25 protein-coding genes are annotated in these 26,106 nt (G+C 69.4%); 6 read left to right on the forward strand and 19 right to left on the reverse strand.

Features of this window, described 5'->3' with window-relative positions; genetic code table 11:
* The first annotated feature begins 96 nt into the window (after positions 1 to 96).
* Positions 97 to 1,362 (forward strand): DUF349 domain-containing protein, encoded by a 1,266-nt coding sequence (locus ACH3VR_RS05695; protein ID WP_396640446.1) that lies wholly within the window; start codon positions 97 to 99, stop codon positions 1,360 to 1,362.
* Between the two features lie 116 nt (positions 1,363 to 1,478).
* Positions 1,479 to 2,045: a type IV toxin-antitoxin system AbiEi family antitoxin gene (locus ACH3VR_RS05700; RefSeq protein ID WP_396639801.1), complete on the forward strand. Its 567-nt coding sequence runs from the start codon at positions 1,479 to 1,481 to the stop codon at positions 2,043 to 2,045.
* Here ACH3VR_RS05700 and ACH3VR_RS05705 read toward each other — a convergent pair.
* The 13 genes from ACH3VR_RS05705 to pdxS form a co-directional block, all read right to left on the reverse strand.
* Positions 2,032 to 4,293: a RelA/SpoT family protein gene (locus ACH3VR_RS05705; protein ID WP_396639802.1), complete on the reverse strand. Its 2,262-nt coding sequence runs from the start codon at positions 4,291 to 4,293 to the stop codon at positions 2,032 to 2,034. The genes ACH3VR_RS05700 and ACH3VR_RS05705 overlap by 14 nt on opposite strands.
* Positions 4,294 to 4,352: 59 nt before the next feature.
* On the reverse strand, positions 4,353 to 5,342 hold the full coding sequence (secF, locus tag ACH3VR_RS05710; protein ID WP_396639803.1) for a protein translocase subunit SecF: 990 nt from the start codon (positions 5,340 to 5,342) through the stop codon (positions 4,353 to 4,355).
* Positions 5,342 to 7,096, reverse strand: coding sequence for a protein translocase subunit SecD (gene secD, locus ACH3VR_RS05715; RefSeq protein ID WP_396639804.1), 1,755 nt, complete (start codon positions 7,094 to 7,096; stop codon positions 5,342 to 5,344). Before secD ends, secF begins: the two co-directional genes overlap by 1 nt.
* A 42-nt stretch (positions 7,097 to 7,138) precedes the next feature.
* Positions 7,139 to 7,534, reverse strand: a complete 396-nt coding sequence (locus ACH3VR_RS05720; protein WP_396639805.1) for a preprotein translocase subunit YajC — start codon at positions 7,532 to 7,534, stop codon at positions 7,139 to 7,141.
* 83 nt (positions 7,535 to 7,617) lie between these two features.
* Positions 7,618 to 8,646 (reverse strand): Holliday junction branch migration DNA helicase RuvB, encoded by a 1,029-nt coding sequence (gene ruvB, locus ACH3VR_RS05725; RefSeq protein ID WP_396639806.1) that lies wholly within the window; start codon positions 8,644 to 8,646, stop codon positions 7,618 to 7,620.
* The gene (gene ruvA, locus ACH3VR_RS05730) at positions 8,639 to 9,259 is read right to left on the reverse strand and encodes a Holliday junction branch migration protein RuvA (protein WP_396639807.1); all 621 of its coding nucleotides are present in this window, start codon (positions 9,257 to 9,259) and stop codon (positions 8,639 to 8,641) included. The genes ruvB and ruvA overlap by 8 nt, the downstream gene beginning before the upstream one ends.
* Positions 9,260 to 9,312: 53 nt before the next feature.
* Positions 9,313 to 9,894 (reverse strand): crossover junction endodeoxyribonuclease RuvC, encoded by a 582-nt coding sequence (gene ruvC, locus ACH3VR_RS05735; protein WP_396639808.1) that lies wholly within the window; start codon positions 9,892 to 9,894, stop codon positions 9,313 to 9,315.
* An 82-nt stretch (positions 9,895 to 9,976) separates the two neighbouring features.
* Positions 9,977 to 10,738 (reverse strand): YebC/PmpR family DNA-binding transcriptional regulator, encoded by a 762-nt coding sequence (locus ACH3VR_RS05740; protein WP_396639809.1) that lies wholly within the window; start codon positions 10,736 to 10,738, stop codon positions 9,977 to 9,979.
* Positions 10,739 to 10,780: 42 nt separating this feature from the next.
* Positions 10,781 to 11,164, reverse strand: a complete 384-nt coding sequence (locus ACH3VR_RS05745) for a YciI family protein (RefSeq protein ID WP_396639810.1) — start codon at positions 11,162 to 11,164, stop codon at positions 10,781 to 10,783.
* Positions 11,165 to 11,193: 29 nt separating this feature from the next.
* A complete protein-coding gene (locus ACH3VR_RS05750; protein WP_396639811.1) occupies positions 11,194 to 11,721 on the reverse strand; it encodes a DUF1697 domain-containing protein in 528 nt (175 codons plus the stop codon).
* Positions 11,718 to 12,239, reverse strand: a complete 522-nt coding sequence (locus ACH3VR_RS05755; protein WP_396639812.1) for a hypothetical protein — start codon at positions 12,237 to 12,239, stop codon at positions 11,718 to 11,720. The genes ACH3VR_RS05750 and ACH3VR_RS05755 overlap by 4 nt, the downstream gene beginning before the upstream one ends.
* A 32-nt stretch (positions 12,240 to 12,271) precedes the next feature.
* Positions 12,272 to 12,874, reverse strand: a complete 603-nt coding sequence (gene pdxT, locus ACH3VR_RS05760; protein WP_396639813.1) for a pyridoxal 5'-phosphate synthase glutaminase subunit PdxT — start codon at positions 12,872 to 12,874, stop codon at positions 12,272 to 12,274.
* Positions 12,864 to 13,754, reverse strand: a complete 891-nt coding sequence (gene pdxS, locus ACH3VR_RS05765) for a pyridoxal 5'-phosphate synthase lyase subunit PdxS (protein WP_396639814.1) — start codon at positions 13,752 to 13,754, stop codon at positions 12,864 to 12,866. The genes pdxT and pdxS overlap by 11 nt, the downstream gene beginning before the upstream one ends.
* Positions 13,755 to 13,833: 79 nt before the next feature.
* Between pdxS and ACH3VR_RS05770 the strand changes: the two genes are divergently transcribed.
* The gene (locus tag ACH3VR_RS05770; protein ID WP_396639815.1) at positions 13,834 to 15,168 is read left to right on the forward strand and encodes an aminotransferase class I/II-fold pyridoxal phosphate-dependent enzyme; all 1,335 of its coding nucleotides are present in this window, start codon (positions 13,834 to 13,836) and stop codon (positions 15,166 to 15,168) included.
* A 7-nt stretch (positions 15,169 to 15,175) separates the two neighbouring features.
* Positions 15,176 to 16,027, forward strand: a complete 852-nt coding sequence (gene pdxY / locus ACH3VR_RS05775; protein ID WP_396639816.1) for a pyridoxal kinase PdxY — start codon at positions 15,176 to 15,178, stop codon at positions 16,025 to 16,027.
* Positions 16,028 to 16,048: 21 nt separating this feature from the next.
* On the opposite strand, the gene ACH3VR_RS05780 is transcribed toward pdxY, so the two are convergent.
* Together ACH3VR_RS05780 and thrS are read right to left on the reverse strand one after the other, a co-directional pair.
* Positions 16,049 to 16,600, reverse strand: coding sequence for an HIT family protein (locus tag ACH3VR_RS05780; RefSeq protein WP_396639817.1), 552 nt, complete (start codon positions 16,598 to 16,600; stop codon positions 16,049 to 16,051).
* Complete coding sequence (gene thrS / locus ACH3VR_RS05785; RefSeq protein ID WP_396639818.1) at positions 16,597 to 18,606, reverse strand: threonine--tRNA ligase; 2,010 nt, start codon at positions 18,604 to 18,606, stop codon at positions 16,597 to 16,599. Before thrS ends, ACH3VR_RS05780 begins: the two co-directional genes overlap by 4 nt.
* A 165-nt stretch (positions 18,607 to 18,771) precedes the next feature.
* Here thrS and ACH3VR_RS05790 point away from each other — a divergent pair, with 165 nt between their 5' ends.
* Positions 18,772 to 19,851: an alpha/beta fold hydrolase gene (locus ACH3VR_RS05790; protein WP_396639819.1), complete on the forward strand. Its 1,080-nt coding sequence runs from the start codon at positions 18,772 to 18,774 to the stop codon at positions 19,849 to 19,851.
* 18 nt (positions 19,852 to 19,869) lie between these two features.
* Positions 19,870 to 21,327, forward strand: coding sequence for a hypothetical protein (locus ACH3VR_RS05795; RefSeq protein WP_396639820.1), 1,458 nt, complete (start codon positions 19,870 to 19,872; stop codon positions 21,325 to 21,327).
* Between the two features lie 86 nt (positions 21,328 to 21,413).
* Here the strand turns inward: ACH3VR_RS05795 and ACH3VR_RS05800 are convergent, their stop codons facing one another.
* Genes ACH3VR_RS05800 through ACH3VR_RS05815 form a run of 4 tightly spaced genes read right to left on the reverse strand, consistent with a single transcriptional unit; the run spans position 21,414 to position 26,019 of the window.
* Positions 21,414 to 22,298, reverse strand: a complete 885-nt coding sequence (locus tag ACH3VR_RS05800) for an alpha/beta fold hydrolase (protein ID WP_396639821.1) — start codon at positions 22,296 to 22,298, stop codon at positions 21,414 to 21,416.
* Between the two features lie 18 nt (positions 22,299 to 22,316).
* On the reverse strand, positions 22,317 to 23,660 hold the full coding sequence (locus ACH3VR_RS05805) for a cytochrome P450 (protein WP_396639822.1): 1,344 nt from the start codon (positions 23,658 to 23,660) through the stop codon (positions 22,317 to 22,319).
* Positions 23,661 to 23,662: 2 nt separating this feature from the next.
* Complete coding sequence (locus tag ACH3VR_RS05810) at positions 23,663 to 24,139, reverse strand: nuclear transport factor 2-like protein (RefSeq protein WP_396639823.1); 477 nt, start codon at positions 24,137 to 24,139, stop codon at positions 23,663 to 23,665.
* A 29-nt stretch (positions 24,140 to 24,168) separates the two neighbouring features.
* Positions 24,169 to 26,019, reverse strand: a complete 1,851-nt coding sequence (locus ACH3VR_RS05815; RefSeq protein ID WP_396639824.1) for a peroxidase family protein — start codon at positions 26,017 to 26,019, stop codon at positions 24,169 to 24,171.
* Between the last annotated feature and the right edge of the window lie 87 nt (positions 26,020 to 26,106).

Consider the following 26,106-nt stretch of genomic DNA (forward strand, 5'->3'; position numbering starts at 1 on the left):
ATCCGGGCCGACTCCCGGCCTGAGGGCTGCCCGTGCGCCGTACTAGGCTTGTGCGCGTCCATCCCCCGCAGGCGGCGTGTGCCGCATTGAGGTGCAATCGTGACTGCCGCAGCAGACCCCACTCCGCAGACCGCCGACGCCCAGCCCTGGGGCCGCGTCGATGACGACGGCACCGTCTCGGTGCGCGAAGGCGACGACTGGCGCGTCGTGGGCCAGTTCCCCGACGGTCCTCCCGAGGAGGCGCTCGCCTACTACGAGCGCAAGTACTCCGACCTCGCGAGCGAGGTGACCCTCCTCGAGGTGCGCCACCGCCGCGGCGGCGCCTCGGCTGCCGACCTGCGCTCGGCCGCCAAGGCCGTCTCGGCGAAGATCAACGGCGCCTCCGCCGTCGGCGACCTCGCTTCGCTCGACGCGCGCGTCGCGGCGCTCACCGAGACGCTGTCCGCCGAGACCGAGACCGAGGCCGCGGCTGCGCGCGAGGCCGTCGACGAGGCCGTCAAGGTGCGCACCGAGCTCGTGGAGAAGGCCGAGGCGCTCGCCGCGCGCGATCCTCGCACCGTGCAGTGGAAGCAGGCATCGGCCGAGCTCAGCACGCTGTTCAACGAATGGCAGTCGCAGCAGCAGAACGGCCCGCGCCTGCCCAAGTCGACGGCGCAGCAGCTCTGGAAGCGGTTCCGTGACGCCCGCGCCACGGTCGACAAGCACCGCCGCGAGTTCTACGCCGAGCTCGACGAGGCCCACAAGGAGGTGCGCGACCGCAAGACGCGCCTCGTGGAGAAGGCCGAGGCCCTGGCTCCGAAGGGCGAGGAGGGCATCGCGGCGTACCGCGAGCTCCTCGACCAGTGGAAGACCGCCGGCCGTGCCGGCAAGAAGGCCGACGACGCGCTGTGGGCGCGATTCAAGGCCGCCGGCGATGCCCTGTACGGCGCGCGCAGCGAACGCGAGACCGCCGACGCCGAGGCGTCGCGCGAGAAGATCGCCGCCAAGCGGGAGCTCCTCGAAGAGGCGAAGGCCGTGCCCGACGAGCGCGACCTCGCCAAGGCGCGCGCGCTGCTGACCGGCATCCAGCGCCGCTGGGACGAGGTCGGGCGCATCTTCCCGCGCGAGGCCGAGCGCGGCCTCGACGACGATCTCCGCAAGATCGAGCAGTCGCTGCGCACGCGCGAGGACGCCGACTGGAAGCGCAACGACCCCGAGCAGAAGGCGCGCGCCAACGACATGACGCGCCAGCTCACCGAGGCGATCGAGAAGCTCGAGGACGAACTGGCCGCGGCGGAGAAGTCGGGCGACAAGGCCTCGATCGCAAAGGCGTCCGAGGCGCTCGAGGCGCGCAGGGGATGGCTGCGGGCGCTCGGAGGCTGAGGCCGTTCCGCCGCGCCTCGGACGTGCGGTCCTGTTCAGCCTGACGTCGCCGTCGGTTCTCCACAGCGACACCGGATGCGCGATCGCGCGTGGGCGAGGTGGGGCACACTGCCCTCATGACGTCCCCGTTCCTGTATTTCCCCGGTGACCGCCTCTCCCCCGCCGAGCTGTCGGCGGCGCGGCTCGACGGCGACGTGGTGGAGCTCGGCGAGGCGTACATCCCCGCCGACGCCGTCGAGACGAGGGGTCTGCGAGCGGGGTCGCTGCGCGGCATCCTGGGCGACCATCTGGCCGCGACGCATCTGAGCGCCGCGTGGGTGCACGGCGGACTCGAGGAGCCGCCGACCCGCCACACCGTGCAGCGCGCCGTGCCGTGGCGACTGCATCAGGTGATCGGGCGCCGCGTCGTGTATCGCGACCCGAGCATCCCGCCGGAGGACCTGCTGCCCATCGGCGGCGTCCTGGTCACCTCGCCGCGCCGCACGCTCGCCGACCTCGCGCGGGTGCCCGACGACGACTACGCCGACGCGGCGCGCAGGCTCGCCGACGTCGTGCCCGGACTCGCTCTGGACGCCGTCGGGTGGTTCGAGGAGCGCGGCCCCGTTCCGCACAAGCGGTCGGCCGTCGCGTTCCTGCGCGGCCTCGCCGCACGCGAACCCGTCGCGCCGGTCAGGACGACGTGACGCGGTAGACGTCGTAGACGGCGTCGATGCGCCGCACGGCGTTGAGCACGCGGTCCAGATGCACGGTATCGCCCATCTCGAAGACGTAGCGGCTGAGCGCGAGGCGCTCGTTGGTGGTCTGCACGGACGCCGACAGGATGTTGACGTGGTGCTCGCTGAGCACGCGCGTGATGTCGCTGAGCAGGCCCGAGCGATCGAGCGCCTCGACCTGGATCTGCACGAGGAAGACGCTCTTGGTCGTCGGCGCCCACTCGACCTCGATCATCCTTTCGGGATCGGACATCAGCGAGTTCACATTGGTGCAGTCGGCGCGGTGCACCGATACGCCGCTTCCGCGCGTCACGAAGCCGACGATCTGGTCGCCGGGCACGGGCGTGCAGCATTTCGCGAGCTTGACGAGGATGTCGGGGGCTCCGCGCACGAGCACGCCCGAGTCGCCGTTGCGCGGCGCGCGCGACCGCCCCACGTGCGGCAGGTCGATGGGCCCCGTCGACGTGTCGTTGGCCGCGACGAGCGCCGTGACCTTCTCGATGACCGATTGCGTCGAGACGTGGCCCTCGCCGACGGCGGCGTAAAGGGCTGAGACGTCTTCGTACCGCAGCTGCGAGGCGACCTCGGCGAACGAGTCCTGGCTCATGAGGCGCTGCAGCGGGAGGTTCTGGCGGCGCATCGCCCGGGCGATGGCCTCCTTGCCCTGCTCGATCGCCTCTTCCCGGCGCTCCTTCGTGAACCAGCCGCGGATCTTGCTGCGGGCGCGGGTGCTCTTGACGAAGCCCAGCCAGTCCTGGCTGGGGCCGGCATCCGGATTCTTCGACGTGAAGACCTCGACCACGTCGCCGCTCTTGAGCTCCGACTCCAGCGGCACGAGACGGCCGTTGACCTTCGCGCCCATCGTGCGGTGCCCGACCTCGGTATGCACGGCGTACGCGAAGTCGACCGGGGTCGCGCCGGCGGGAAGCCCGATGACGCGTCCCTTGGGCGTGAAGACGTAGACCTCCTTCGCGCCGATCTCGAAGCGGAGCGAGTCGAGGAACTCGCCGGGGTCGGCCGTCTCGGCCTGCCAGTCGGAGATGTGCGCGAGCCACGCCATGTCGGCGTCGACCGACTTCGCATCGGGCTTGCCGCCCGCCATCTGCTCCTTGTACTTCCAGTGCGCCGCGACGCCGTACTCGGCCTGCTGATGCATCTCGTTCGTGCGGATCTGGATCTCGACCGTGCGCCCGCCCGGGCCGATCACCGTCGTGTGCAGCGACTGATAGAGGTTGAACTTCGGCGTCGCGATGTAGTCCTTGAAACGGCCCGGCAGCGGCGTCCAGCGCGCGTGGATGGCGCCGAGGACCGCGTAGCAGTCGCGCACGCTGCCGACGATGACGCGGATGCCGATGAGGTCGTAGATGTCGTCGAACTCGCGACCGCGCACGACCATCTTCTGGTACACGGAATAGAGCTGCTTGGGCCGGCCCATGACGCGGCCGCGGATGCGCAGCTCGCGCAGATCATCGTCGACGGCGTTGATGACGTTGTGCACGTACTGCTCGCGCTGCGGCGTGCGCTGCCGCACGAGGCTCTCGATCTCGGCGTACAGCTTGGGGTGCAGCGCCGCGAAGGACAGGTCTTCGAGCTCGGCCTTGATCGTCTGGATGCCGAGCCGGTGCGCGAGCGGCGCATAGATCTCGAGCGTCTCGGTGGCCTTGCGGTGCGCCTTCTCGGGCGGCACGAAGCCCCAGGTGCGGGCGTTGTGGAGCCGGTCGGCCAGTTTGATGAGCAGCACGCGGATGTCTTTCGACATCGCGACGATCATCTTGCGGACCGTCTCGGCCTGGGCGCTCTCGCCGTACTTGACCTTGTCCAGCTTCGTGACGCCGTCGACGAGCATCGCGACCTCGTCGCCGAAGTCGGCGGTCAGCTGGTCGAGCGAGTAGTCGGTGTCCTCGACGGTGTCGTGCAGGAGTGCCGCCGCGATCGCGCGCGGACCGAGGCCGAGGTCGGCGAGGATCTGGGCGACCGCGAGCGGGTGCGTGATGTACGGCTCACCGCTCTGCCGCGTCTGCCCGGAATGGGCCTGCTCGGCGACGGTGTAGGCGCGCTCGACGATCGAGAGGTCGCCTTTGGGATGGTGCGTGCGCACCGTCCGCAGGAGCTGCTCGACGTCGTCGCGCCGGGCCGACCGGGAGAAGATCCTCGGTACGAGCCGGCGCAACGACGACGTCTGCGACGCTCCAGCGGACGCGGGGACGGTCTCGGTCATGCCGGTCGTCTCCCCTCCGCTGGATCCGTCAATCCTACGCCCGCGGGTATCCTCGCCGATCAGGCCGGGACGCCGGCCCGCTCCCGCGCGTGCAGCACCTTCTGGTCGCGCGAGGCGATCCCGGGCTCGTTCTCGCGCAGGAGCGAGTACAGCGGCGCCGCGACGAAGATCGTCGAGTACGCGGCCACGATCGTTCCCACGAAGATCGACAGCGAGATGTCGGTGAGCGTCTGCGCACCGAGCCACAGGGCGCCGATGAACAGGATCGCGCCGGTGGGCAGGATCGCGACGACCGTCGTGTTGATCGAGCGCACGAGCGTCTGGTTGACCGCGAGGTTGACCGACTCGCCGAACGTCCGGCCCGACACCTCTCCGTCCTCGCTCGTGTTCTCCCTGATCTTGTCGAACACGACGGTCGTGTCGTACAGGGCGTACGACAGGATCGTGAGGAAGCCGATGATGGCGGCGGGCGAGATCTCGAAGCCGAACAGCGCGTACACGCCGATCGTGATGACGAGCACGTCGATCAGGCCGATGATGGCGGCGGCCGACATCTTCCACGTGCGGAAGTAGAGGCCCAGGATGACGAAGGTCAGCGCGAGGAAGATCACGAGACCCCACAGCGACTGGCGCGTCACGTCGGCGCCCCAGCTCGGGCCGATGAACGAGGTCGTGACCTCGCTCTCGTCGACCTTGTAGGCGTCGGCGAGAGCCGTCGTGACCTGGCGCGTCTCGGCGGCCGTCATCTGGTTGGTCTGGACGCGGATCGTGTCCTCGCCGATCGTGGTGACCTTGGTCGTGGCATCCGGGACGACCGAGTGCACGGCCTCCGTCGCGATGTCCTGGTCCGTCGTCGCCACGCCCGAGACGGTGAACTGCGAGCCGCCCGTGAACTCGATCGAGAACTGGATGGGGCGGAACAGCGGCACGAGCACCGAGCCGAGCACGAGCGCCGCGGCGATGATGAACCACAGACGCCGGCGGCCGACGAACGGGAACGAGGTCTTGCCGGTGTAGAGGTCGTTGCCGAGCTGATTCATGGAGCGCATCAGTCGTCTCCCTCCTTGCCGGTCGTGCTCGGTTTGTCCTTCACGGCGGTCGCCGTCTTGGCGGAATCGGACGCCGACAGCTCGGCCTGCTTGCGCTCGGCGATCGTCTGGCGTCGCTCGGCCTCGCCGCGCGAGCGCCCCGTGCGGCGGTTCGCCGCCGTGGCGGGGCCCGTCGTGACGGGCGCGCGGAACTGCGCGCGTCCGCGGTAGACGGCGCCGAGCGCCTCGGGGTCCATGCCGGACAGGCGGTGCCCCGACCCGAAGAACTTCGTGCGGGCGAGCAGCTGCATCACGGGGTGCGTGAAGAGGATGAAGATCAGGACGTCGATCGCGGTGGTCAGACCCAGCGTGAACGCGAAGCCCTTCACCGTCGCGTCGGCGAGGATGTAGAGCACGACGGCCGCGAGGATGTTGATCGACTTCGAGATGTAGATCGTGCGCTTGGCGCGGCCCCAGCCGTCTTCCACGGCGCCCGTGATCGACTTGCCGTCGCGCAGCTCGTCTCGGATGCGCTCGAAGTACACGATGAACGAGTCGGCGGTGAAGCCGATCGACACGATGAGGCCCGCGACGCCGGCGAGCGACAGGCGGAAGCCCATGCGCCACGCCAGGATGCACAGCGCGAGGTAGGTGATGACGCCCATCACGATGAGCGACGCGATGATCACGAAGCCGAGCGCGCGATAGACGATGAGCGAGTAGACGGCGACGAGCGCGAGACCGATGAGGCCCGCGATGAGACCGATCGCGAGCTGCTGCGAGCCGAGCGTCGCCGAGATCGTGTCGGAGCTGACCACCTCGAAGCTCAGCGGCAGGGCGCCGTACTTGAGCTGGTCGGCGAGGGTCTTGGCCGACTCCTGCGTGAAGCTGCCCGTGATGCTCGGCTTGCCGTCGAGGATGACGCCCTGCATGGCGGGTGCGGAGAGCACGTTGCCGTCGAGCACGAACGCGAACTGGTTCAGGGGCGACTGGGCGCCGTAGAGGCGCTGGCTGATCTCGCCGAACGTCTCGGTGCCCTTGCTGTCGAACGCGAGGTTGACGGCCCACACGCCGTTGTTCTGCTGCAGGCCATACGTCGCGTCGGAGATCGACGACCCGTCGAGCTCGACCGGGCCGAGGATGTACTTCACGGTGCCGGTGACGTCGCACGTGATGAGCGGCTCATCGGTCGGCTCGGCCGCAGGGTTGTTCGCCTTGTCGTTGCAGTCGTACGCCAGGAACTCGGCCTGCAGGGCAGGCGTGATCCACGCCGTGTCGCTCGCGTTGGTCGGCGACGCCGTCGGGGTCGCGACGAGCGACGGGTCGGGCGTCGGGTAGGGCGTCGTCTTGCCGTCGTCGCCCACGAACGTGTTCGCCGGCGCGCCGGCGTACAGCACGGGCCGCAGCTGGAGCTGCGCGGAGGCCTCGATGCGCTGGCGCGTCTGGTCGTCGGCCTCGCCCGGGATCTGGACGACGATGTTCTTGCCGCCCTCGGTCGTGACCTCGGCCTCGCCGACGCCGGAGGCGTCGACGCGCTGGCGGATGATCGTGACCGCCTGGTTCATCTGGTCCTGGGACGGGTCGGCGCCGTCGGTGGTCTGGGCCTCCAGGATGATCTGGGTGCCGCCCTGGAGGTCGAGCGCGAGCTCGGGCGTCCAGGAGCTCTCCTTGAAGACATAGACGCCGAGGGCGTTGATGCCGAAGAGGATGGCGATGATGACGCCGAGGCCGATCAGTGCGCGCCAGGCATGCCGCACGGGGGTGGATGTCGCCACGAGGGGGTCAGCTTTCTGAAGTGCCCGGGAAGGGCGAAGGGATCAGGCCTTGGGCTTGGAGTCCGTGTCGTCGTCGTCGATGGCGTCGGTGTTCTCGACGGCCTCCGCCTCGGACTCGACGTACTCGTCGCCGGTCACGGCGCCCGCGACGGGGTCGACGACGCGGAGGATGGCCTGGCTGTGCACCTTGATGTCGACGCCGGGGGCGATCTCCACGACGGCGGGACGGTCGAGGTTGTCGGGGTCGTACTCGACGATCGTGCCGTACAGGCCGCCCTGCAGGAGCACCTCGGCGCCCGGCACGGTCTGGCGGGCCTTCGCCTCCTGCTCGGCCTTCTGCTTCGCCATCCGGCGGCGCGAGCTCCAGAACATGAAGACCAGCAGCGCGACCAGCAGGATGATCAGGCCGTAGTTGGCGAAGAACGAAGCGAAGTCCATGGAGGTAGGGGGACCTTTCAGGTCAGGCGCGCGCCGTGGCGGCGCTGCCTAGGAGAAGGAGGATCGGCGAAAGCCTCCAAGGATTATAAGTCATCGAATCTCAGCGCCGAGTCGGCGTGGGCGACCCCCAGATGCTCATACGCCGAGGGCATCGCGATGCGTCCGCGCGGAGTGCGGCCCAGGAACCCGATGCGCACGAGATAAGGCTCGACGACGGACTCGATCGTCTCGGCCTCTTCACCCACCGTCACCGCGAGCGTGCTGAGCCCCACGGGTCCGCCGCGGAAGCGTCGCACGATGGCGTCGAGCACCGCACGGTCGAGCCGGTCGAGGCCGATCGCGTCGACGTCGTACAGATCGAGCGCGGCGTCGACGATCCGGGCGTCGGCTCCCCCGCCGTCGCCGTGCACGACGAGGTAGTCGCGCACGCGCCGCAGCAGGCGGTTGGCGATGCGCGGCGTGCCGCGCGAGCGGCGTGCGATCTCGGCACGCGGCTCGGGAGGCACCGTGACCCCGAGCATGAGCGCGGAGCGCTCGACGACGCGTTCGAGCTCCTCGGGCTCGTAGTACTCGAGGTGCGCAGTGAAGCCGAACCGGTCGCGCAGGGGGTTGGGCAGGAGCCCCGAGCGCGTCGTGGCGCCCACGAGGGTGAACGGAGCGAGGTCGAGCGGGATGCTCGTGGCGCCCGCGCCCTTGCCGACCATGATGTCGATGCGGAAGTCCTCCATCGCGAGGTACAGCATCTCCTCGGCCGAGCGCGCCATGCGATGGATCTCGTCGATGAAGAGCACCTCTCCGGGCGTGAGGCTCGACAGGAGGGCCGCGAGGTCGCCCGCGTGCTGGATGGCGGGCCCGCTCGACAGCCGCAGCGGCCGGCCGCTCTCGTGCGCGACGATCATCGCGAGCGTCGTCTTGCCCAGGCCCGGAGGGCCGGACAGCAGGATGTGGTCGGGCGGGCGCTGCTGGATGCGTGCGGCGTCGAGCAGCAGCTGCAGCTGCCCGCGCACCTTCTGCTGGCCGACGAACTCGGCGAGCGACGTCGGGCGCAGGGCGCCCTCGATCGCGAGCTCTGTCTCGTCGACCGGATCGCCGACGTCTCTCAGGTCATCCACCCGCAGGCTCCTTGCGTGCAGGTCCCAGCGCCGCAAGGGTCAGTCGCAGCAGTGCCTGCACGGAGGCGCGGTCGATCGCGGAGGCGTCGTCGGCGACGGATGTCACCGCCTCGGCGGCGGTGCGCTCCGACCAGCCGAGGCCGACCAGGGCCTGGGTCACCTGCGCGACGACGGCGGTGGCGGCATCCGTCCGCGGCGGCTGCGCCTGGTGCACGGGAGCGAGCTTGCCCGCGAGCTGCACGACGATGAGCTTGGCCGTCTTGGGGCCGATCCCCGACACGCGCCGGAACGGGGCGTCGTCGTCGGCCGCGACGGCGTCGGCGATCTGGGCGACGGTGAGTGTCGAGAGCACCCCGAGCGCCGACTTGGGGCCGACGCCGGTCACTCCGAGCAGGAGCGTGAAGACCGCGAGCTCCTCGCGCGACCCGAAGCCGAAGAGCGACAGGGCGTCTTCGCGCACGATGAGGGTCGTGTGCAGGTGCAGCTCGTCGCCGAGGTGCGCCGTGTGGACGACCTGCGGAGGCACCGCGACGGCGAGGCCGACGCCTCCGACTTCGACGACGACGGAGTCGGCGTCGGCATGAACGACGCGCCCGCGGACGGAGGAGATCATGGTTCGAGCCTAGGCAGGGGTTCGGACTTTTGTTCGACCGACACGCGTCGGGCTCAGCGCCGGGCGAGGCGCTCGGCGTCGGCCCACGCGCGCTGCGCCGGGGTGAGCGCCCCGCGCCCGCGCACGCTGGGCGCGGCCGGACCGCCCGATCGCCACGCGTGGCAGAGGGCCAGCGCGAGCGCGTCGGCGGCGTCGGCGGGCTTGGGCAGCTCGTCGAGGCGGAGCACGCGGGCGACCATCGTCTGCACTTGACGCTTGTCGGCGTTGCCGTAGCCCGTGATGGCGGCCTTCACCTCCGACGGCGTGTGCGTCTCGGCCGGAAGGCCGCGCTCGGCGGCCAGGAGCAGCGCGACGCCGCTCGCCTGGGCCGTGCCCATGACGGTGCTGCGGTTCTGCTGCGCGAAGACGCGCTCGACCGCCACGACGTCAGGCCTGTGCTCCTCGAGGACGGCGCGCAGCCCCGCCGCGATCGCCGCGAGACGCCGTTCGATGGGCAGCTCGGGGTCGGACCGGACGACCCCGACGTGCACGAGGGTCGCCGAGCGGTCGCGGGCGACGTCGACGACACCGACTCCGCACCGCGTCAGTCCGGGGTCCACCCCGAGGACGCGGACGGATGCCTGAGCGCGGGTCACTCCCCCACGCTAGGCGTGGTCGGTGGGGCTCACGCTCAGGCGCGCCCTGCTCGCGCGCGCCCGATCGGCTCGTGGCGTCGGGTCAGTCCTCTTCTTCTTCGAGCTCGGCCTGGACGTCGGCGGTGAGGTCGAAGTTGGCGTAGACGTTCTGCACGTCGTCGCTGTCCTCGAGGGCGTCGATGAGGCGGAAGACCTTGCGCGCCGTGTCGGCGTCGATCTCGACCTTGAGGTTGGGCACGAACTCGACGTCGGCCGACTCGTAGTCGATGCCGGCGTCCTGCAGGGCCGAGCGGACCGTCACGAGGTCGGACGCCTCGGTGATGACCTCGAAGCCCTGCGCGTGCGGCTCGACCTCTTCGGCACCGGCCTCGAGCACGGCGAGCATGACGTCGTCCTCGTTCGTGCCCTCGCCGGCGACGACGATGACGCCCTTGCGCGTGAAGTTGTACGCGACGCTGCCCGGGTCGGCGAGGGTGCCGCCGTTGCGGGTCAGCGCGGTGCGCACCTCGGCGGCGGCGCGGTTCTTGTTGTCGGTGAGGCACTCGATCATGAGCGCGACGCCGTTGGGACCGTAGCCCTCGTACGTGATCGACGCGTACTCGACCGACTCGCCGCCGATGCCGGCGCCGCGCTTGATCGCGCGGTCGATGTTGTCCTTCGGGACCGACGTCTTCTTCGCCTTAAGAACGGCGTCGAACAGGGTCGGGTTGCCCTGAAGGTCGGGGCCGCCGAGCTTGGCGGCTACTTCGATGTTCTTGATGAGCTTGGCCCACGACTTGGCACGGCGCGCGTCGATGACGGCCTTCTTGTGCTTGGTGGTCGCCCATTTGGAGTGCCCGGACATGGATTCCAGTCTAGAGGGCGGTGCCGTGCCCCTCGCCCGGGCTCACTCGTCGGGCATGGCGCGCCGGTCGCCGACGGGGGCCGACGCGTGCGGGAATGCGAGCGAGTCCGCGGCCACCCACCACTCCATGACGTCGTAGGCCAGCCGTCCGGCGATCACCGACGGGTCCTCATCGGACAGCCGCGCCGCCTCGGCGGGGTCGCACGCGAACACCGACATGCCGCGGTACGCCTCGTCGCTCTGCCGGTCGAACGGCCCGTTGGCGACGAGCACGCCGCGACGGCGCAGCTCCGCGCGGTAGGAGAGATGCCGCGCCTGGAGGGCGTCGAGGTCGGCCTCGGGCAGCTCGGGCGCATCCGCCGGCCGACGGAGGATGACGACGGTGTAGACGTCGAAGGCGTCGGGGATGTCGGGGTTGTGCGCCATCGCACGATCCTAGGCGGGCGGGCGCCTCGTCACAGCGCGAGCTTGCACAGCGTGCGGAGATTGCGGTTGGTCGTGCGCGGCTTGAACGCCTTCTTCGCCAGGACCTTCGCGAACGCGGTGTCGGTCGTCGTGCCCTTCGCGGGGTTCCAGTACACGACTCCCGGGCCGGCGGCGACAGGGTCGACGGCGGGATCGAGGGATGCCGCGGCATCCGTCAGCTCGTCACGCGTGGCGTCGTCGACGCAGAAGATCACCCACGGCTGGCGGGCATCGTCGGCGTCGTCGAAGGGGAAGGCGTCGATCGCCGCGGCCAGTTCCTCCTGCGTCACGAGGAGGATCCAGGCGTCGTAGCCGAAGCGGTCCCCGAGGGCCTGCTCGATGGTCGCCTTGAGGTCGTCCCGACGCGCGGCGCCCGTCTCGAAGACGACGTTGCCGCTCGCGAGCACGGTGCGCACCCCGTCGAAGCCCAGCTCTCGGAAGACGTCGGCGAGCTCCGCGCTGCGGATCGTGATGCCGCCGACATTCACTCCGCGCAGGAGCGCGACCCACGCGGTCACAGTGCGAACTCGAACCCGAACCGCGACGAGAGGAGCGCCACGAGGTCGCGGGGCATCTTGGTGAGGTAGGCGGGCGCCGGCACGAGGGTGTCGGGGCCGCCGATGAACGGGAAGTACACAGGACCGTCGGTGAGCCCCTCGATCGCGTCGCGCACCGACACGATGTCGGAGCCGATGCGCCGCAGCGCCGTCAGGCTGATGGGCGACGCGAGGCGGAGGGTATCGCTGACGGGCATGCGCCAGTGCGGCAGCGAGTCGCCGTGCCGCATCCGCTCGTCGGTGCCGAGGGGGCCGAGGATGCGACCCCACGCGCCGATGCCGGGCGTGGCGAGCGTGCGGTCCCAGACGAAGATCGTGTCGCCGGGCTGCGTGTGGCCGACGAGCTCGTGCGACCACTCGAAGCGGCGGTCGTCGGCCGAGACCGGCGCGCTCAGGGCTTCGCCGACGACTCCGCGCGACGGCGCGATCATCCAGTACCGCTCTTCAGGATGATCGCGCCACCAGTCGTTGATCCCCATGCGTGAACCCTAACCGGCCGCGGGTGCGGTTCTCACGCCGCGGCGCGCACGCGGTCGAGGAATCGCTCGTGGAAGCGGACTTCGCCCGAGACCTCCGGGTGGAACGCCGTGGCGAGCAGCGATCCCTGCTCGACGGCGACGACCCCTCCGTCGGGAAGCGCCGCGAGCACCGTGGCGCGCTCCCCCACCTCGGTGACCAGAGGCGCCCGGATGAAGGTCGCGTGCACGGGCCCGCCGTCGAACCCGTCGACGGCGAGGTCTGTCTCGAACGAGTCGACCTGGCTGCCGAAGGCGTTGCGTGCGACCACGATGTCGAGGCCGCCGAACGTCTCCTGTCCGTCGATCGCACCCGTGATGCGGTCGGCGAGCATGATCATCCCGGCGCAGGTGCCGTAGACCGGCATCCCCGCCGCGATCGCGTCGCGGACGGGACCCTGCATGTCGAAGGCGCGAGCGAGCTTGTCGATGACACTCGACTCGCCGCCCGGGATCACCAGTCCGTCGACCGCGGCGAGCTCGGTCGGGCGGCGCACGAGCGACACCTCGGCACCCAGGGCGCGCAGCACCTGCGCGTGCTCGCGCACGTCTCCCTGGAGGGCGAGGATGCCGACGTGCGGTGTGCGACTACCAGCCACGCTCGGCGAGGCGGTGCGGTGCGGCCAGGTCGGAGACGTTGATGCCGACCATGGCCTCACCGAGGCCGCGGGAGACGTCGGCGATGACCTTGGCGTCGTCGTAGAACGTCGTCGCCTTGACGATGGCCGCCGCGCGCTGTGCGGGGTTGCCCGACTTGAAGATGCCCGAGCCGACGAAGACGCCGTCGGCGCCCATCTGCATCATCATGGCCGCGTCGGCGGGCGTCGCGACGCCGCCCGCGACGAAGAGCACGACGGGCAGCTTGCCGGTCTCGGCGACCTCGGCGACGAGCTCGTAGGGCGCCTGGAGCTCCTTCGCCGCGACGTACAGCTCGTCCTTCGTGAGGGACTTGAGGACGTTGATCTCGCCGGTGATCTTGCGGATGTGCTTGGTCGCCTCCGAGACGTCGCCCGTGCCGGCCTCGCCCTTCGAGCGGATCATCGCGGCGCCCTCGTTGATGCGGCGAAGCGCTTCGCCGAGGTTCGTCGCACCGCAGACGAAGGGAACCGTGAAGCCCCACTTGTCGATGTGGTTCACGTAATCCGCCGGAGACAGGACCTCTGACTCGTCGATGTAGTCGACGCCGAGCTCCTGGAGCACCTGCGCCTCGACGAAGTGGCCGATGCGCGCCTTCGCCATGACCGGGATCGACACGGCCGAGATGATGCCGTCGATCATGTCGGGGTCGCTCATGCGCGACACGCCGCCCTGCGCGCGGATGTCGGCGGGCACGCGCTCGAGCGCCATGACGGCGACGGCGCCGGCATCCTCGGCGATCTTCGCCTGGTCGGGCGTGACGACGTCCATGATGACGCCGCCCTTCAGCATCTCTGCGAGACCGCGCTTGACGCGCGAGGAACCGGTGGTGGGGGCAGACATGGATAGACTCCTCGGTATTGGCCTAGGCCAAAACATAGCACGACCCAGCTCGAACATTTCACGGCTCGGAGGGGGCTCGATGGACGACGAGATCGTCGGCGGCACGGCGACCGAGATCGCCGAGAGCGTGCGGCGGCTGCTCGATCGCGGCGCGCTGTCTCCCGGTGACGCGCTGCCGCCGGTGCGGGCGCTCGCCGACCGGCTGCACGTCAACCGCAACACCGTCGTCGCCGCCTACGGTCAGCTGACGCGGGCCGGGGTCGTCGTGACCCGCGGGCGCGGCGGCACCCGCATCGCCGACCGCGCCCCGGTCGCGCAGGAGGGCTACGCGAGCGACAGCGTGCTGCGCGACGTGGGGACGGGGAATCCCGATCCCGATCTCATCCCCGATCCGTCGGCCGCGCTCGCGCGGGTCGCCGGGAGGCCCGTGCTCTACGGAGAGCCGGTCATCGACCCCGACCTCGCCGAGTGGGCGAACGGCTGGATGCGGGATGCCGTCGATGCGGCGCTCCCGTTCGGTCTGACCATCACGAGCGGCGCGTCGGATGCCATCGAGCGGCTGCTCGCGCAGGCCCTCACACGCGATGACGCCGTGGGCCTGGAAGACCCCTGCTTCCTCGCGAGCATCCACACGGTGCGTCTCGGCGGCTACCGTCCCGTCGCGATCCCCGTCGACGACGAGGGGATGACGGTCCCGGGCCTGCGCGCCGCGCTCGCCGACGGCGTGCGGGCGGTCGTGTGCACGCCGCGCGCACAGAACCCCACGGGTGCGAGCCTCTCGGCACGGCGCGCCGCCGACCTCCGCGCCGTGCTCGCCGATCACCCGTACGTCCTCGTGATCGAGGACGACCACTTCGCGATGCTCTCGACACGGCCCCACCACTCGCTCATCGGACCGGGCCATCGCCGCTGGGCGCTCGTGCGCTCGGTGTCGAAGTCGCTCGGACCCGACATGTGCCTGGCCGTCACGGCATCCGATCCCCGGACGGCCGAGCGGCTCGCGATGCGCCTGACCCCCGGCACGACCTGGGTGAGCCACCTGCTGCAGCGCCTCACGCACGCCCTCGTCACCGACGAGGACGTGCTGACCGGGATCGCGGAGGCAGGTGCGCACTACGCCGACCGCAACGCCGAGTTCGCCCGGCGCCTGACGTTCCACGGCGTGCCGGCGGTCGCGGGCGACGGCCTCAACCTCTGGGTGCGCGTGCCCGTGCCTGCCCGCGGGGTGACCGAGCGGCTCATGCGGCGAGGGTGGCTCGCCCGCCCCGGCGACGAATTCGTGCTCTCCGACGACGACGCGTCGTGGCATCTGCGCCTGACCGTGCACGACCTCGACGACGAGGACGCCGAGCAGCTGGCAGCCGACCTCGCCGCCGCCGTGCGCGCCGGGGACGCCCTGCGCAAGGTGGGATGATCGACCGGTGAAGATCCTGTCGATCCAGTCCGCCGTCGCCTACGGTCACGTCGGGAACTCCGCCGCCGTGTTCCCGCTGCAGCGGATCGGCGTCGAGGTCCTGCCCGTGTACACGGTCAACTTCTCGAACCACACGGGCTACGGCGCGTGGCGCGGGCCCCTCATCGCGCCTGCGGATGTGGCGGAGGTCATCACGGGCATCGAGGAGCGCGGCGCGTTCCCCGAGGTCGACGTCGTGCTGTCCGGCTATCAGGGCAGCGAGGGCATCGGAGACGTCATCCTGGATGCCGTCGCCCGCGTCAAGGCGGCGAACCCCTCCGCGATCTATTCGTGCGACCCCGTCATGGGCAATGCGAAATCGGGATGCTTCGTCGCCCCCGCCATCCCGATCCTGCTGCGCGAGCGCGTCGTGCCGCACGCCGACATCATCACGCCGAACCAGTTCGAGCTCGGCTTCCTGACCGGCACAGAGCCCGCCGACCTCGCCTCGACGCTGGAATCGGCCGACCGGGCCCGCGAGATGGGTCCGCGCACGGTGCTCGTCACGAGCGTCGAGCGGCCCGACCGTCCGGAGGGCACGATCGAGATGCTCGCCGTCACGGACGACGGCGCGTGGATCGTGCAGACGCCGCAGATCCCGATGAAGGCGAATGGGTCGGGCGATGTCACGGCGGCGCTCTTCACGGCGCACTACCAGGCGACGGGCGACGCCGCGCTCGCCCTCGCCCGCACGACGTCGAGCGTCTTCGACCTCCTCCAGAACACGTTCGACTCGGGGCAGCGCGAGCTGCAGCTCGTCGAATCGCAGGAGGCCTACGCCCACCCCCGCCTGCAGTTCGAGGCGCGTCAGGTGCGCTGACTCCCCCGCGGGTCGGGCGCGTCAGGCGTCCCAGGCGTCGGCGACGGCCTGGCGCACGTCGCCGAGCAGCTGCGGCAGGGCCTTGGTCTTGGCGATGATCGGGAAGAAGTTCGCGTCGGTCGCCCACCGCGGCACGACGTGCTGGTGCAGGTGCGCATCGACGCCGGCGCCGGCGACGCTCCCCTGGTTCATGCCGATGTTGAAGCCGTCGCACCTCGACACGGCCCGGAGCACCTGCATCGCCTGCTGCGTGAGGGCGCCGATCTCGGCGACCTCCTCGGCGGTCGCCTCGTCGTACGTCGAGATGTGACGGTACGGGCACACCAGCAGGTGCCCCGAGTTGTACGGGAACAGGTTCAGCAGCACGTACGACGTGACGCCGCGGTGCACGATGAGCCCGTCGACGTCGGACATGTCCGGCGCGGCGCAGAACGGGCACGTCTCGCGCAGCGGCTCGGGCCCCGCCTGGATGTACGCCATCCGATGCGGCGTCCACAGCCGCTGGAACTCGTCGGGGACGCCGGGGAGCGTGCTCGCCTTGACGAGCCCCGCGTCCCCCGCGTCGTCCGTCACGCCAGGTCCTCCGCGGTGTTGACGAGCGTCTTCGCCTGGATCGCGCCCTTCACGAGCGCGATCGCCTCGTCGACGGGGATGCCGTTGCGCTGCGAGCCGTCGCGGAACCGGAACGAGACGGTGCCCGCCGAACGGTCCTGATCGCCGGCGATCAGCAGCAGCGGCACCTTGTGGGTCGTGTGCGTGCGGATCTTCTTCTGCATGCGGTCGTCGCTGCGGTCGAGCTCGGCGCGCACGTCCTCCGCGCGCAGGCGCTCGACGATCCCGCCGAGATAGTCGGCGTACTCGTCGGCGACCGGGATGCCCACCACCTGCACGGGCGAGAGCCACACGGGGAAGGCGCCCGCGTAGTGCTCGAGCAGGATCGCGAAGAACCGCTCGATCGACCCGAACAGGGCCCGGTGGATCATGATCGGCCGCTTCTTCTGGCCGTCACGGTCGGTGAACTCGAGCTCGAAGCGCTCGGGCAGGTTCACATCGACCTGGACTGTCGACAGCTGCCAGGTGCGCCCGATGGCGTCCTTCGTCTTGAGATCGATCTTGGGGCCGTAGAAGGCCGCCTCACCGGGCACCTCGGTCACCTTCAGGCCACTCGCGACCGCGACGTTGCGCAGGGCGTCGGTCGAGTAGTCCCAGAACTCGTCCGAGCCGATCCACTTGTCCTTCTCGTCGTCGCGCATCGACAGCTCGAGCTCGAAGTCCTCGAGACCGAAGTCGCGCAGCATGGAGATGACGAACTCCAGGACTCGAGTGGTCTCCTCCTCGAGCTGATCCGGAGTGACGAACAGGTGCGAGTCGTCCTGCGTGAATCCGCGCACGCGGGTGAGCCCGTGCAGGGCGCCGGAGAGCTCGTTGCGATAGACGGTCCCGTTCTCGGCGAGACGCATCGGCAGGTCGCGATAGCTGCGTGCCCGCTCCCGGTAGATCAGGATGTGCATCGGGCAGTTCATCGGCTTCAGGTAGTAGTCCTGGCCGTGCTTCGTGATCGCGCCGTCCTCGTCACGCTCCTCATCGAGGTGGATGGGCGGGAACATGCCCTCCTTGTACGTGACGAGGTGGTTCGAGGTGAGGAACAGGTCCTCCTTCGAGATGTGCGGCGTGTAGACGTAGGTGTAGCCGCCCGCGACGTGGCGGCGGCGGGCGTGCTGCTCCATCTCGCCGCGGACGACGCCGCCCTTGGGGTGCCAGACCGACAGGCCCGAGCCGATCTCGTCGGGGAACGAGAAGAGGTCGAGCTCCTTGCCGAGCTTGCGGTGGTCGCGCTTCGCGGCCTCCTCGAGACGCTCCTGGTACGCGCGCAGCTCGTCCTTGCTCGGCCAGGCCGTGCCGTAGATGCGCTGCAGCTGCGGGTTCTTCTCGCTGCCGCGCCAGTATGCGCCGGCGATGCGGGTGAGGTCCCAGCCGTTGCCGAGGAGGCGGGTGCCGGGCACGTGCGGTCCGCGGCAGAGATCCTTCCAGACCGTCTCGCCGTCGCGGTTCACGTTGTCGTAGATCGTGAGCTCGCCGGCGCCGACCTCGACGGAAGCCCCTTCCGTCTTGTCGGCGCCGCCGCCCTTCAGGCCGATCAGCTCGAGCTTGAACGGCTCGTCGGCGAGCTCGGCGCGCGCCTCGTCGTCGGTCACGACGCGGCGGACGAACCGCTGGTTCTCGCGGACGATCCGCTCCATCTCCTTCTTGATCGCCTTGAGGTCCTCCGGAGTGAAGGGCTCGGCGACGCCGAAGTCGTAGTAGAAGCCGTCCGTGATGGGCGGGCCGATGCCCAGGTTCGCCTGCGGCTTGATCCGCTGCACCGCCTGCGCGAGCACGTGCGCCGTCGAGTGGCGCAGGATCGCGAGTCCGTCGGCGCTGCCGATCGTGACCGGCTCGACGGCATCCGTCGCATCGACGACCGTCGCGAGGTCTTTCAGCTCGCCGTTGACACGCAGGGCGATGACGGAGCGGTCGGGGAACAGAGCGAAGCCGTCGGCGGGGAAGGCCACCTCCGACGGAAGGGCGACGTCAGTCAAGGGAGATCTCCAAGATGTGGTTCGGTCCAGGCTACCCTCCGCCGTGTCGCGGAGAATCCAGTGACGTGGGCGCACCTATGCCAATATGCTGAATCGTCGCGCGGGCGGGGCAGATGGGGGCTCAACCTCGACGACGCATGGTCCGGCATCCATTCGGGGGTCGAAATGAGCGATGGCGACGGGGTGGGCGCGGTCACCGACGCCCCTGATCGGGTTCGGAGGCCGCTGCGCTGCGGCGAGCCGACGGTGTACCGGTTCACGACGGATGACGGGGTCGAGCTGCAGCTGACGCGCTTCGAGGGCGGCACGAAGGGCCCCGTGATCCTGACGCCGGGGTTCGGCACGTCGTCGATCGCGTACACGATCGACACGACCGACACGAACTATCCCGAGTACCTCTTCGAGCACGGGTACGACGTGTGGGTGCTCGACTACCGCGCGAGTCCGCTCCTCGAGTCGGCGAGCACGCAGTTCACGCTCGACGACATCGCGGCCCACGACTATCCGGCCGCGGTGGACAAGGTCCGCGAGGTCGCGGGCGTCGCGGACGTGCAGATCGTCGCCCACTGCGTCGGCTCGCTCACGATGCTCATGGCGCTTCAGCTGGGCCTTCCGGGGGTCCGCTCGGCGGTCGCGTCGCAGGTGACCCTGCATCCGCGGGGCGGCACGCTCAACGAGCTGCGCGCCGGCATCTACGCGGGGAACATCCTCGACGCCCTCGGGTTCGACACGCTCACGACCGAGTTCGACGACGATCCGTCGTGGGGCGAGAAGCTCTACGACAAGGCGCTCGCGATCTACCCGTCGGGGGACGAGCCGTGCGACCGCCCGTTCTGCCGCCGCGTGATGTTCATGTACGGCGAGGTCTACGACCACGACAAGCTCAACGACGCGACCCACGATCACCTCGAGGAGGCCTTCGGCGTCGCGAACATCCGCACCCTCACGCACGTCACGAAGATGCTCCGTGCCGACCACGCCGTGAGCTGGGACGGCGACCACGACTACCTCGACGACGTCGAGGGGCTCAAGGTGCCGATCGCCTTCATCCATGGCGAGCACAACCGGCTGTTCCTGCCCGAGGGCAGCAAGCTCACCTACGAGTTCCTCGTCGAGCGCAACGGGCCCGAGCTGTACTCGCGCCACATCATCCCGGACTACGCCCACATGGACTGCTTCATCGGGAAGGATGCCGCGCGCGACGTCTATCCCACCATCACCGCCCAGCTCGACCTCCACAACTGACGAACCAGGAGCGCACGTATGACCACGATCGATGACTCCGCGCCGAGGCCCGCACAGACGGGGATCAACCCCGCCCTTGCAGACCTGGCGAGCTACCCGTTCCTGTCAGCGCTGACGGATCGTCGCACTCGCCGCATCCCCCGCGGATTCTCGGTCGACGCGGGCCCGCTCAGCCACGAGAGCCACAACGCCCCCGCTCCCTTGAGCAAGCTCGAGGAGGCCATCCTCATCACGTGCGTCACGGGGATCACCGGCATCACGACGCACGACGGGCCGCTGCTCGAGAAGAACGGCCTCCCCGAGCTCGGCACGCCGTTCCTCAACATCCTCGCGCGCACGGCGAGCAGCGCAGACAACGCACAGGCCACCTACTTCTTCATGATCAACGACGACGGGATCTTCCTGCTCAAGCCGCCGAAGGGCACCCGCGCGCTCGAGCTGCTCAAGGAGCTCCCGCCGAAGTGGGGCGACTGGACCGAGGACGACTGGGTCTCGGCCGCGGCGGAGTGCACCATCCGCATCTCCGACAAGCGGCTCGACTTCCCGCGCGAGTGGCCGTACTACCTGGGCTGGAACAACCAGGCCTCGAACACGCCCGGCACGACGATCTTCTTCCCCGTCGTGGACTGCACGTGGCAGTACATCAACGCGATCATCATCCTGCTGACCGAGCCGGGCGGCATGCGGCCGCTCTTCCTCGACGACTGGCGCAGCTTCCAGCCCAAGGGCTTCGTCGAGTGGTTCGCGAAGATCGGCGGGGGCCTCGGCATCTCCCCCAAGATCCCGTATCACCCGATCGGCGGGCTGTCGCGCGTGCGCAGCGGCTACGTCAACAAGGACAGCCAGGCCCCCCTCGGGTTCGGTCACGCGCTGCGCACCGACTACGAGTCGTTCTTCTACTTCCAGAACCTCATGCTGCTCGGGCAGGCCATGGGCCTCGGCGGCTGGATCCACGGCTCCGTCTTCCCGCCCTACATCTGGCAGCAGGACGAGTCGAAGGGCTGGCATGGGCTCGGGTTCCGGCTGGAGGAGCCGAAGAAGCACCGCAAGTGGCCGCCGGTGCCCGCCTCGCAACCCAACCCCGTCGGCATCGACGGCATCCTCGAGGGGCTCACGCCCCCGTACGTGTCGTCGATGGACGAGGCCGTCGACCGCGTCGTCGAGTCGAAGTACAGCGCCACCGGTCCCGCCTACGGCAACGAGGCGGTGTGGTCCAGCCCGTACCGCAGCAAGGACGACGCGCGCGCCTTCTTCGAGAAGGGCACGAAGTTCGGCCCCGACGAGATCGCCTACACGAAGGACATCTGCAACTACATCTGGGACACGTACGGCCGCTTCCCGGCGCACGTCGACGCGTTCTACACGCCCGGCATGTGGCTGCAGTTCTCGCACCTCGAGCTGGAGTACTACGACCGGTTCTTCGACCCGCGCCAGTACACGCGCCAGAAGGCGCACGACGGCCTCTGGCACCCCTGACGCAGAGGGAACCTCCCTCGCGATGAGAAACCGCCCCGCGCGCCGCAGGCGCCCGGGGCGGTCCTCGTCCGAAGGGGTCGTGGGAGCTACAGGTGGGTCGTGAAGAAGTCCACGACGGCGCCGGCTTCCTTGGTGACGTACTGATACCCCTCGTACCGTCCCGTCGACGGGTAGGCGATGACGCCGAGCGAGTGCGGCGTGACCCGCGAGAAGCCCTCGACGATGCCCATCTCGCCCCACGGATCGCCCGTGCCCTGCACGTACTGCACGACGGTGTCGCCGAGCTTGCGGGCGGGGATGCCGGGGTCGTGGCGCATCGGGAGCGGGGCGCGCATGAAGAAGTACACGATGTTCGTGCTGCTCGCCCCGGCGGGGCCGAACGGACCCAGCTCGGTGCGGGCGAAGTTGCGGTTGAACACCTTGAGCTTGGTCGGCTGGATGGACAGCAGCGCCTTGACCGGCGTCCCGCCGGCGATCGCGTACATCGCCGTGTTGCCGCCCGCCGACGTGCCGATGACTCCGATCCGATCGCGATCGACCTCGGGCCGGCTGTGCAGGTACTTCACCGCCCCGGCCGCGTCCCGCGCCTCCCACACGCCGTGCGTGAGGGGTGGGCGCTTGCCGCTCTCGCCGTGGTTGGCGAGATCGAACATCAGCACGTGGATGCCGGCGTCGTGCAGCGCCTTCGTCGCGGTCAGGAACTCGACGTCGCGGTCGACGAACGGCACGCGCCCCGCGGCGTTGCCCGCGCGGTTCCACAGCCACCCGTGCACCCACACGACGGCGGGCGCCTTCGCGTCGCCCGCCGGCACGAACCAGCCGCGCAGGTCGACGCCGTCGGTCGCAGGAAACGCCACTTCCTCGAACGCGAGCCCGACATCGGCGGGCGTCCGTGTGATGGGCTGGCGGTCGCCGTACACCATGAGGTTCGTCAGGTGCATGAGCTTGCGCAGCCCTCGTTGGTCAGACATTTCGCAGGCTCCCCTCGATCAGCTCGCGACGGGGACGTGCTGCCGGAAGTTCACCTGCAGCCCGCTCGCGGGCAGCGGGAACAGCTCGTTCGTCAGCGTGAGGTCCTGATCGGGCAGCGACCACTCGGCCTTGCGCAGCAGGAGCGTCAGGTAGACCTTGACGGCGACCGTGACGATGTTCTCGCCGGGGCAGCGGTGGTGCGTCGACTGGCCGTCGCCGTGCGGCACGTAGCTTCCCGGAGCGAGCGCCGCCTCGCGCTGCGGTGCGAATCGGTCGGGGTCGAAGCGGTCGGGGTCGGGGAACACGTCGGGGTTGCGCATGTTGATGTGGATGCCGCCGATGGCGCCCCATCCCTTGGGGATGCGGTAGCCGCCGACCTCCATGTCCTCCTGCACGCGACCGAAGAACGTCGCCGAGTTCATCGCGAAGTAGCGGCGCAGCTCCTTGGAGATCGCTTCGAGGTACTCCATCTGCTCGACCTGCTCCATCGTGACGGGGCCGTCGGGCGAGATCGCGAGCACTTCCGCCCTCGCCTTCTCCATGATGTCGGGATGCTGTCCCAGGATCATCGTCACGAGGGTCAGCGGCACGAAGTAGCCGCCCTGCCCGGCGAAGATGAGGTGCCGGATGTCACCTCGGAGCTTCTCGATGGGCACGTCGGACTCGTTCGCGGCCGTGATCATGCGCGAGACGATGTCGTCGTAGCCGCCGCGCCGATGCTTCTCGAGCGCGTCGGCGATGATGACGTCCATGCGCTTGCGCCCCGCGATGGCCTTGCCGTACTTCGTCCCGGGGATCGCGAGGGGCAGCGTCATGAACGCCTCGCGCATGTTCGCCAGGTGGTAGTCGAGCTCGGCGGCGTGCTCCTCGCTCAGATCGCCTGTATAGAGCGCGCCCGTGAGCCGCGCCGCGAACCGCTGGAGGTCGGCGCGCAGGTTGATGCCCTTCCCGCTTTCCAGCCACGGGTCGATCGTGCGCTCGAGCAGCGACTGCATCGTCGGCAGATACGACGCGATGGCCGAGCGGAACCCGACGGCGCGGAGCATGACGGCCTTGCGGGTGTGGTGCTCGACGCCGTCGATCAGCGCGAGCGAGTTGAGGAAGATCTGCTCCGCCGAGATCGGGTCCGCGTCGCCGCGCACGATGCGCTCGTCGGTCGCGAAGGTGTGGAACGCCTCGTGGCCCGAGAAGACGACGAAGCTGTTGCCGAACAGCCGCGTCTTGAAGATCGGTCCGTACTTCGTGAGCCGGTCCTTGTAGAACGCGTGGTTGTTCTTGATGATGTCGAGGGTCTCCCCCAGCCACGGCATGCCGAAGCGGCCGGGCGGGAGGGGCTTCTGCTTCTTCGTGGGGCGCGCCATCGTCACTTCTTCTTGTTCTTCTTGGGCACGAGCTTGGTCACCCAGCCGAACCAGCGCGACGAGCGGAAGACCCAGTTGATCATCTGCTGGTTCCACTCGTGGAGCCAGTACTCCTGGATCAGGTGGTTCTCGTCGAGGATGAAGATGCCCGTCGCCCGTCCGTGCAGCGTCTTGATCGGCATCCGGATCTCGTATTTGAGGATGACCGTCGTGAAGATCTCGCCGACCGTGATGTCGAGGACCTCGCCGACGAACACGCCGTCCTTGATGAACTGCGTGAGCTGCGTGTACAGCCCCACGATGTCGTCGGTCGTGCGATAGTCGCCCGACATGTGGTTCTGGCCCGGATAGTGGATGACTGCGCCCGGCGCGAGCAGCTTCCGGAAGGCCACCATGTCGGCGGCCATGAGCACATCCCAGTAGGTGCGGATGAGGGTGATCCGCGCTTCGCGGTCCGCCTCGGTCGTTGTCGCGGTCATGGAACTCCTTGTCAGGACGCTGCGATGCGTCACTCGTGCTGGCCGGCGACGGCAGCCGCTGCGGCAGGGGCGGTGCGGGAGGTGCTGACGTTCCAGGGCACGAAGGCGTTGGGCACCCCGTCGAGCGCCTTTCCGAGCTGCGGGAAGTGTCGCAGCAGGACGGTGCGCATGTTGCTGTCGGCGATCCACTGCAGACCCGTCTTCGTGTAGTACTCCTCGGTGTAGCAGTCGGTGAGGAACCGGTCGCTCTTGAGGCGCCGGCTCGCCATGAGGATGAAGACGCGGAAGGCCGTGTCGCTGAAACCGAAGCCCTTCGGCGGCGTCTCGGCGTGCATCCCGACCTGCAGGTCGACCTTCTCGACGTCGCCGTAGATCTCCTCGAGCTCCTTCGCCCACACGGGGTTGTCGGTGAGCTCCTGGAAGGTCGCAGCGGGCTTGAGGTGCAGCTGACGGCGGAACTCGTTGTACCGGGGCACGCCCCGCTCGCGATCGCGGGTGATGTCGAGCGCGGCGATGTCGAGCCGCACGCCGTCGGGGAGGGTGATGTCCTGAAGCCAGCGCGGGAAGTTGTGCAGCTGGACGGCGCCGGGATTCTGGGTGCCGAACGAGTACCAGAGGTCTTCGACCTCCTGCGGCCCCTCGAGCACCCGCTGCGCGTTGAGCAGGATGATCTCCTGGAACTCCATCGAGTCCAAGAGCGACCCGTCGTCGAGCGAGCGCACCTCGAGCTGCTCGGGCAGGAGCGGGTGCAGGCGGTAGACGGCCGCGAACTCCTCCGTGAGCTGGTACGGCGCGCCGTGGTGATCGTGGGCGGAGCCCGGGATGCCGCTGATGACGTCGCTCTTGCTGATGCGTCCGAAGCGGCGGTGGATCTTCTCCTCCGCGAGGCCCCACCAGTTCGCCCGCATGGCTACCTTCAGGACGGGGTGCGCGATGATCGCCGGGGTCCACTCGACCGTGTGGATCTTCGCGAGCAACGCGGAGTTCACGAGCCGGGCGATGCCGAAGAGCTCGTCGTCGGTGAGGTGCGGATGGTTCGTCTTCAGGGCGTCGCAGATCGCGTTGTGCTCGAGCGTGAAGAGGGTGTGAAGCATCCCGAGCCCCACCCACCAGTTCTCGCTGAATCCGGTGAGGGCGACGCCGGAGGCGGGGTCGAGCGGGAGCTGCCCGTTCTTGAGCACGAGCTTCCCGTCGACGAAGCTGCGCACCGCCTTCTGCTTCGCAGCGGTGCTGCCGTAGATCGACGAGGCGTCCCACCAGTGCGAGTTGATGTTGAGGTAGGTCGGCGGGAGGTCCTTGTCGGCATCGGTCCGCGTGTTGTCCTGCTTCGTGCGCGGGATGCGCATGGGGTCCTCGAACCATTCGTCGCCCTCGGGCAGCGGGATCTCGATGTCGTCGTGGTCCTCGCGGCCGTGGGCGAACCAGTCGTGCGTCTGGAACTGGATCCACGACGCAGCCAGCAGGTTGATCGAGGTCGCCGGCGTGAACTGATCGCGTCGCATGAGCCGCTGGCTCACTTCGCGCGGGTTCGGCGTCATCAGCTCCTCGGGCGTGCCGGGCCACACCTTGTCGAGCGCGACGTTGCGCGCGAAGCGCGTGCCCGTCCTGCCCATGTCGGGATCGCTCAGATCGTCGAACGACCCGTCGGCCGTGCGGAAGCGCCGCTCGTCGTCGGGCGCGTCGGCGAGCGCCACCCCCGGAGCCAGGCCCACGCCGCCCGGCGTGCGGGTGTCGACGAGGTTGTCCTCGCGGAGCTGATCGCGCAGGGCGATCAGATTGAACAGCCCGAAGAGGAAGGGCAGCTTGTGCCACGGCGTGCGCCGATTCACGCGCGTGTAGATCCCGATCAACGCACGCCCGAACACGGATGGTCTGCTCACTGCTCGACTCCAATCGCGCAGGGACGGCGGTCCCCCAGTGGATCTGCCCTCATCCCAGTGGATCTGCCCGAATCATAGTGAAGGGGA

This window comes from Microbacterium alkaliflavum (assembly GCF_044325405.1).
GTDB lineage: Bacteria > Actinomycetota > Actinomycetes > Actinomycetales > Microbacteriaceae > Microbacterium > Microbacterium alkaliflavum.

Bases quoted from the DNA above. Each gene is read 5' to 3' on its own strand.
- ACH3VR_RS05700 (WP_396639801.1), top strand. From the start codon at position 1,479: ATGACGTCCCCGTTCCTGTATTTCCCCGGTGACCGCCTCTCCCCCGCC.
- ACH3VR_RS05705 (WP_396639802.1), bottom strand. From the start codon at position 4,293: ATGACCGAGACCGTCCCCGCGTCCGCTGGAGCGTCGCAGACGTCGTCG.
- secF (WP_396639803.1), bottom strand. From the start codon at position 5,342: ATGCGCTCCATGAATCAGCTCGGCAACGACCTCTACACCGGCAAGACC.
- ACH3VR_RS05720 (WP_396639805.1), bottom strand. From the start codon at position 7,534: ATGGACTTCGCTTCGTTCTTCGCCAACTACGGCCTGATCATCCTGCTG.
- ruvA (WP_396639807.1), bottom strand. From the start codon at position 9,259: ATGATCTCCTCCGTCCGCGGGCGCGTCGTTCATGCCGACGCCGACTCC.
- ACH3VR_RS05740 (WP_396639809.1), bottom strand. From the start codon at position 10,738: ATGTCCGGGCACTCCAAATGGGCGACCACCAAGCACAAGAAGGCCGTC.
- ACH3VR_RS05745 (WP_396639810.1), bottom strand. From the start codon at position 11,164: ATGGCGCACAACCCCGACATCCCCGACGCCTTCGACGTCTACACCGTC.
- ACH3VR_RS05755 (WP_396639812.1), bottom strand. From the start codon at position 12,239: ATGGGGATCAACGACTGGTGGCGCGATCATCCTGAAGAGCGGTACTGG.
- pdxS (WP_396639814.1), bottom strand. From the start codon at position 13,754: ATGTCTGCCCCCACCACCGGTTCCTCGCGCGTCAAGCGCGGTCTCGCA.
- ACH3VR_RS05770 (WP_396639815.1), top strand. From the start codon at position 13,834: ATGGACGACGAGATCGTCGGCGGCACGGCGACCGAGATCGCCGAGAGC.
- ACH3VR_RS05790 (WP_396639819.1), top strand. From the start codon at position 18,772: ATGAGCGATGGCGACGGGGTGGGCGCGGTCACCGACGCCCCTGATCGG.
- ACH3VR_RS05795 (WP_396639820.1), top strand. From the start codon at position 19,870: ATGACCACGATCGATGACTCCGCGCCGAGGCCCGCACAGACGGGGATC.
- ACH3VR_RS05800 (WP_396639821.1), bottom strand. From the start codon at position 22,298: ATGTCTGACCAACGAGGGCTGCGCAAGCTCATGCACCTGACGAACCTC.
- ACH3VR_RS05805 (WP_396639822.1), bottom strand. From the start codon at position 23,660: ATGGCGCGCCCCACGAAGAAGCAGAAGCCCCTCCCGCCCGGCCGCTTC.
- ACH3VR_RS05810 (WP_396639823.1), bottom strand. From the start codon at position 24,139: ATGACCGCGACAACGACCGAGGCGGACCGCGAAGCGCGGATCACCCTC.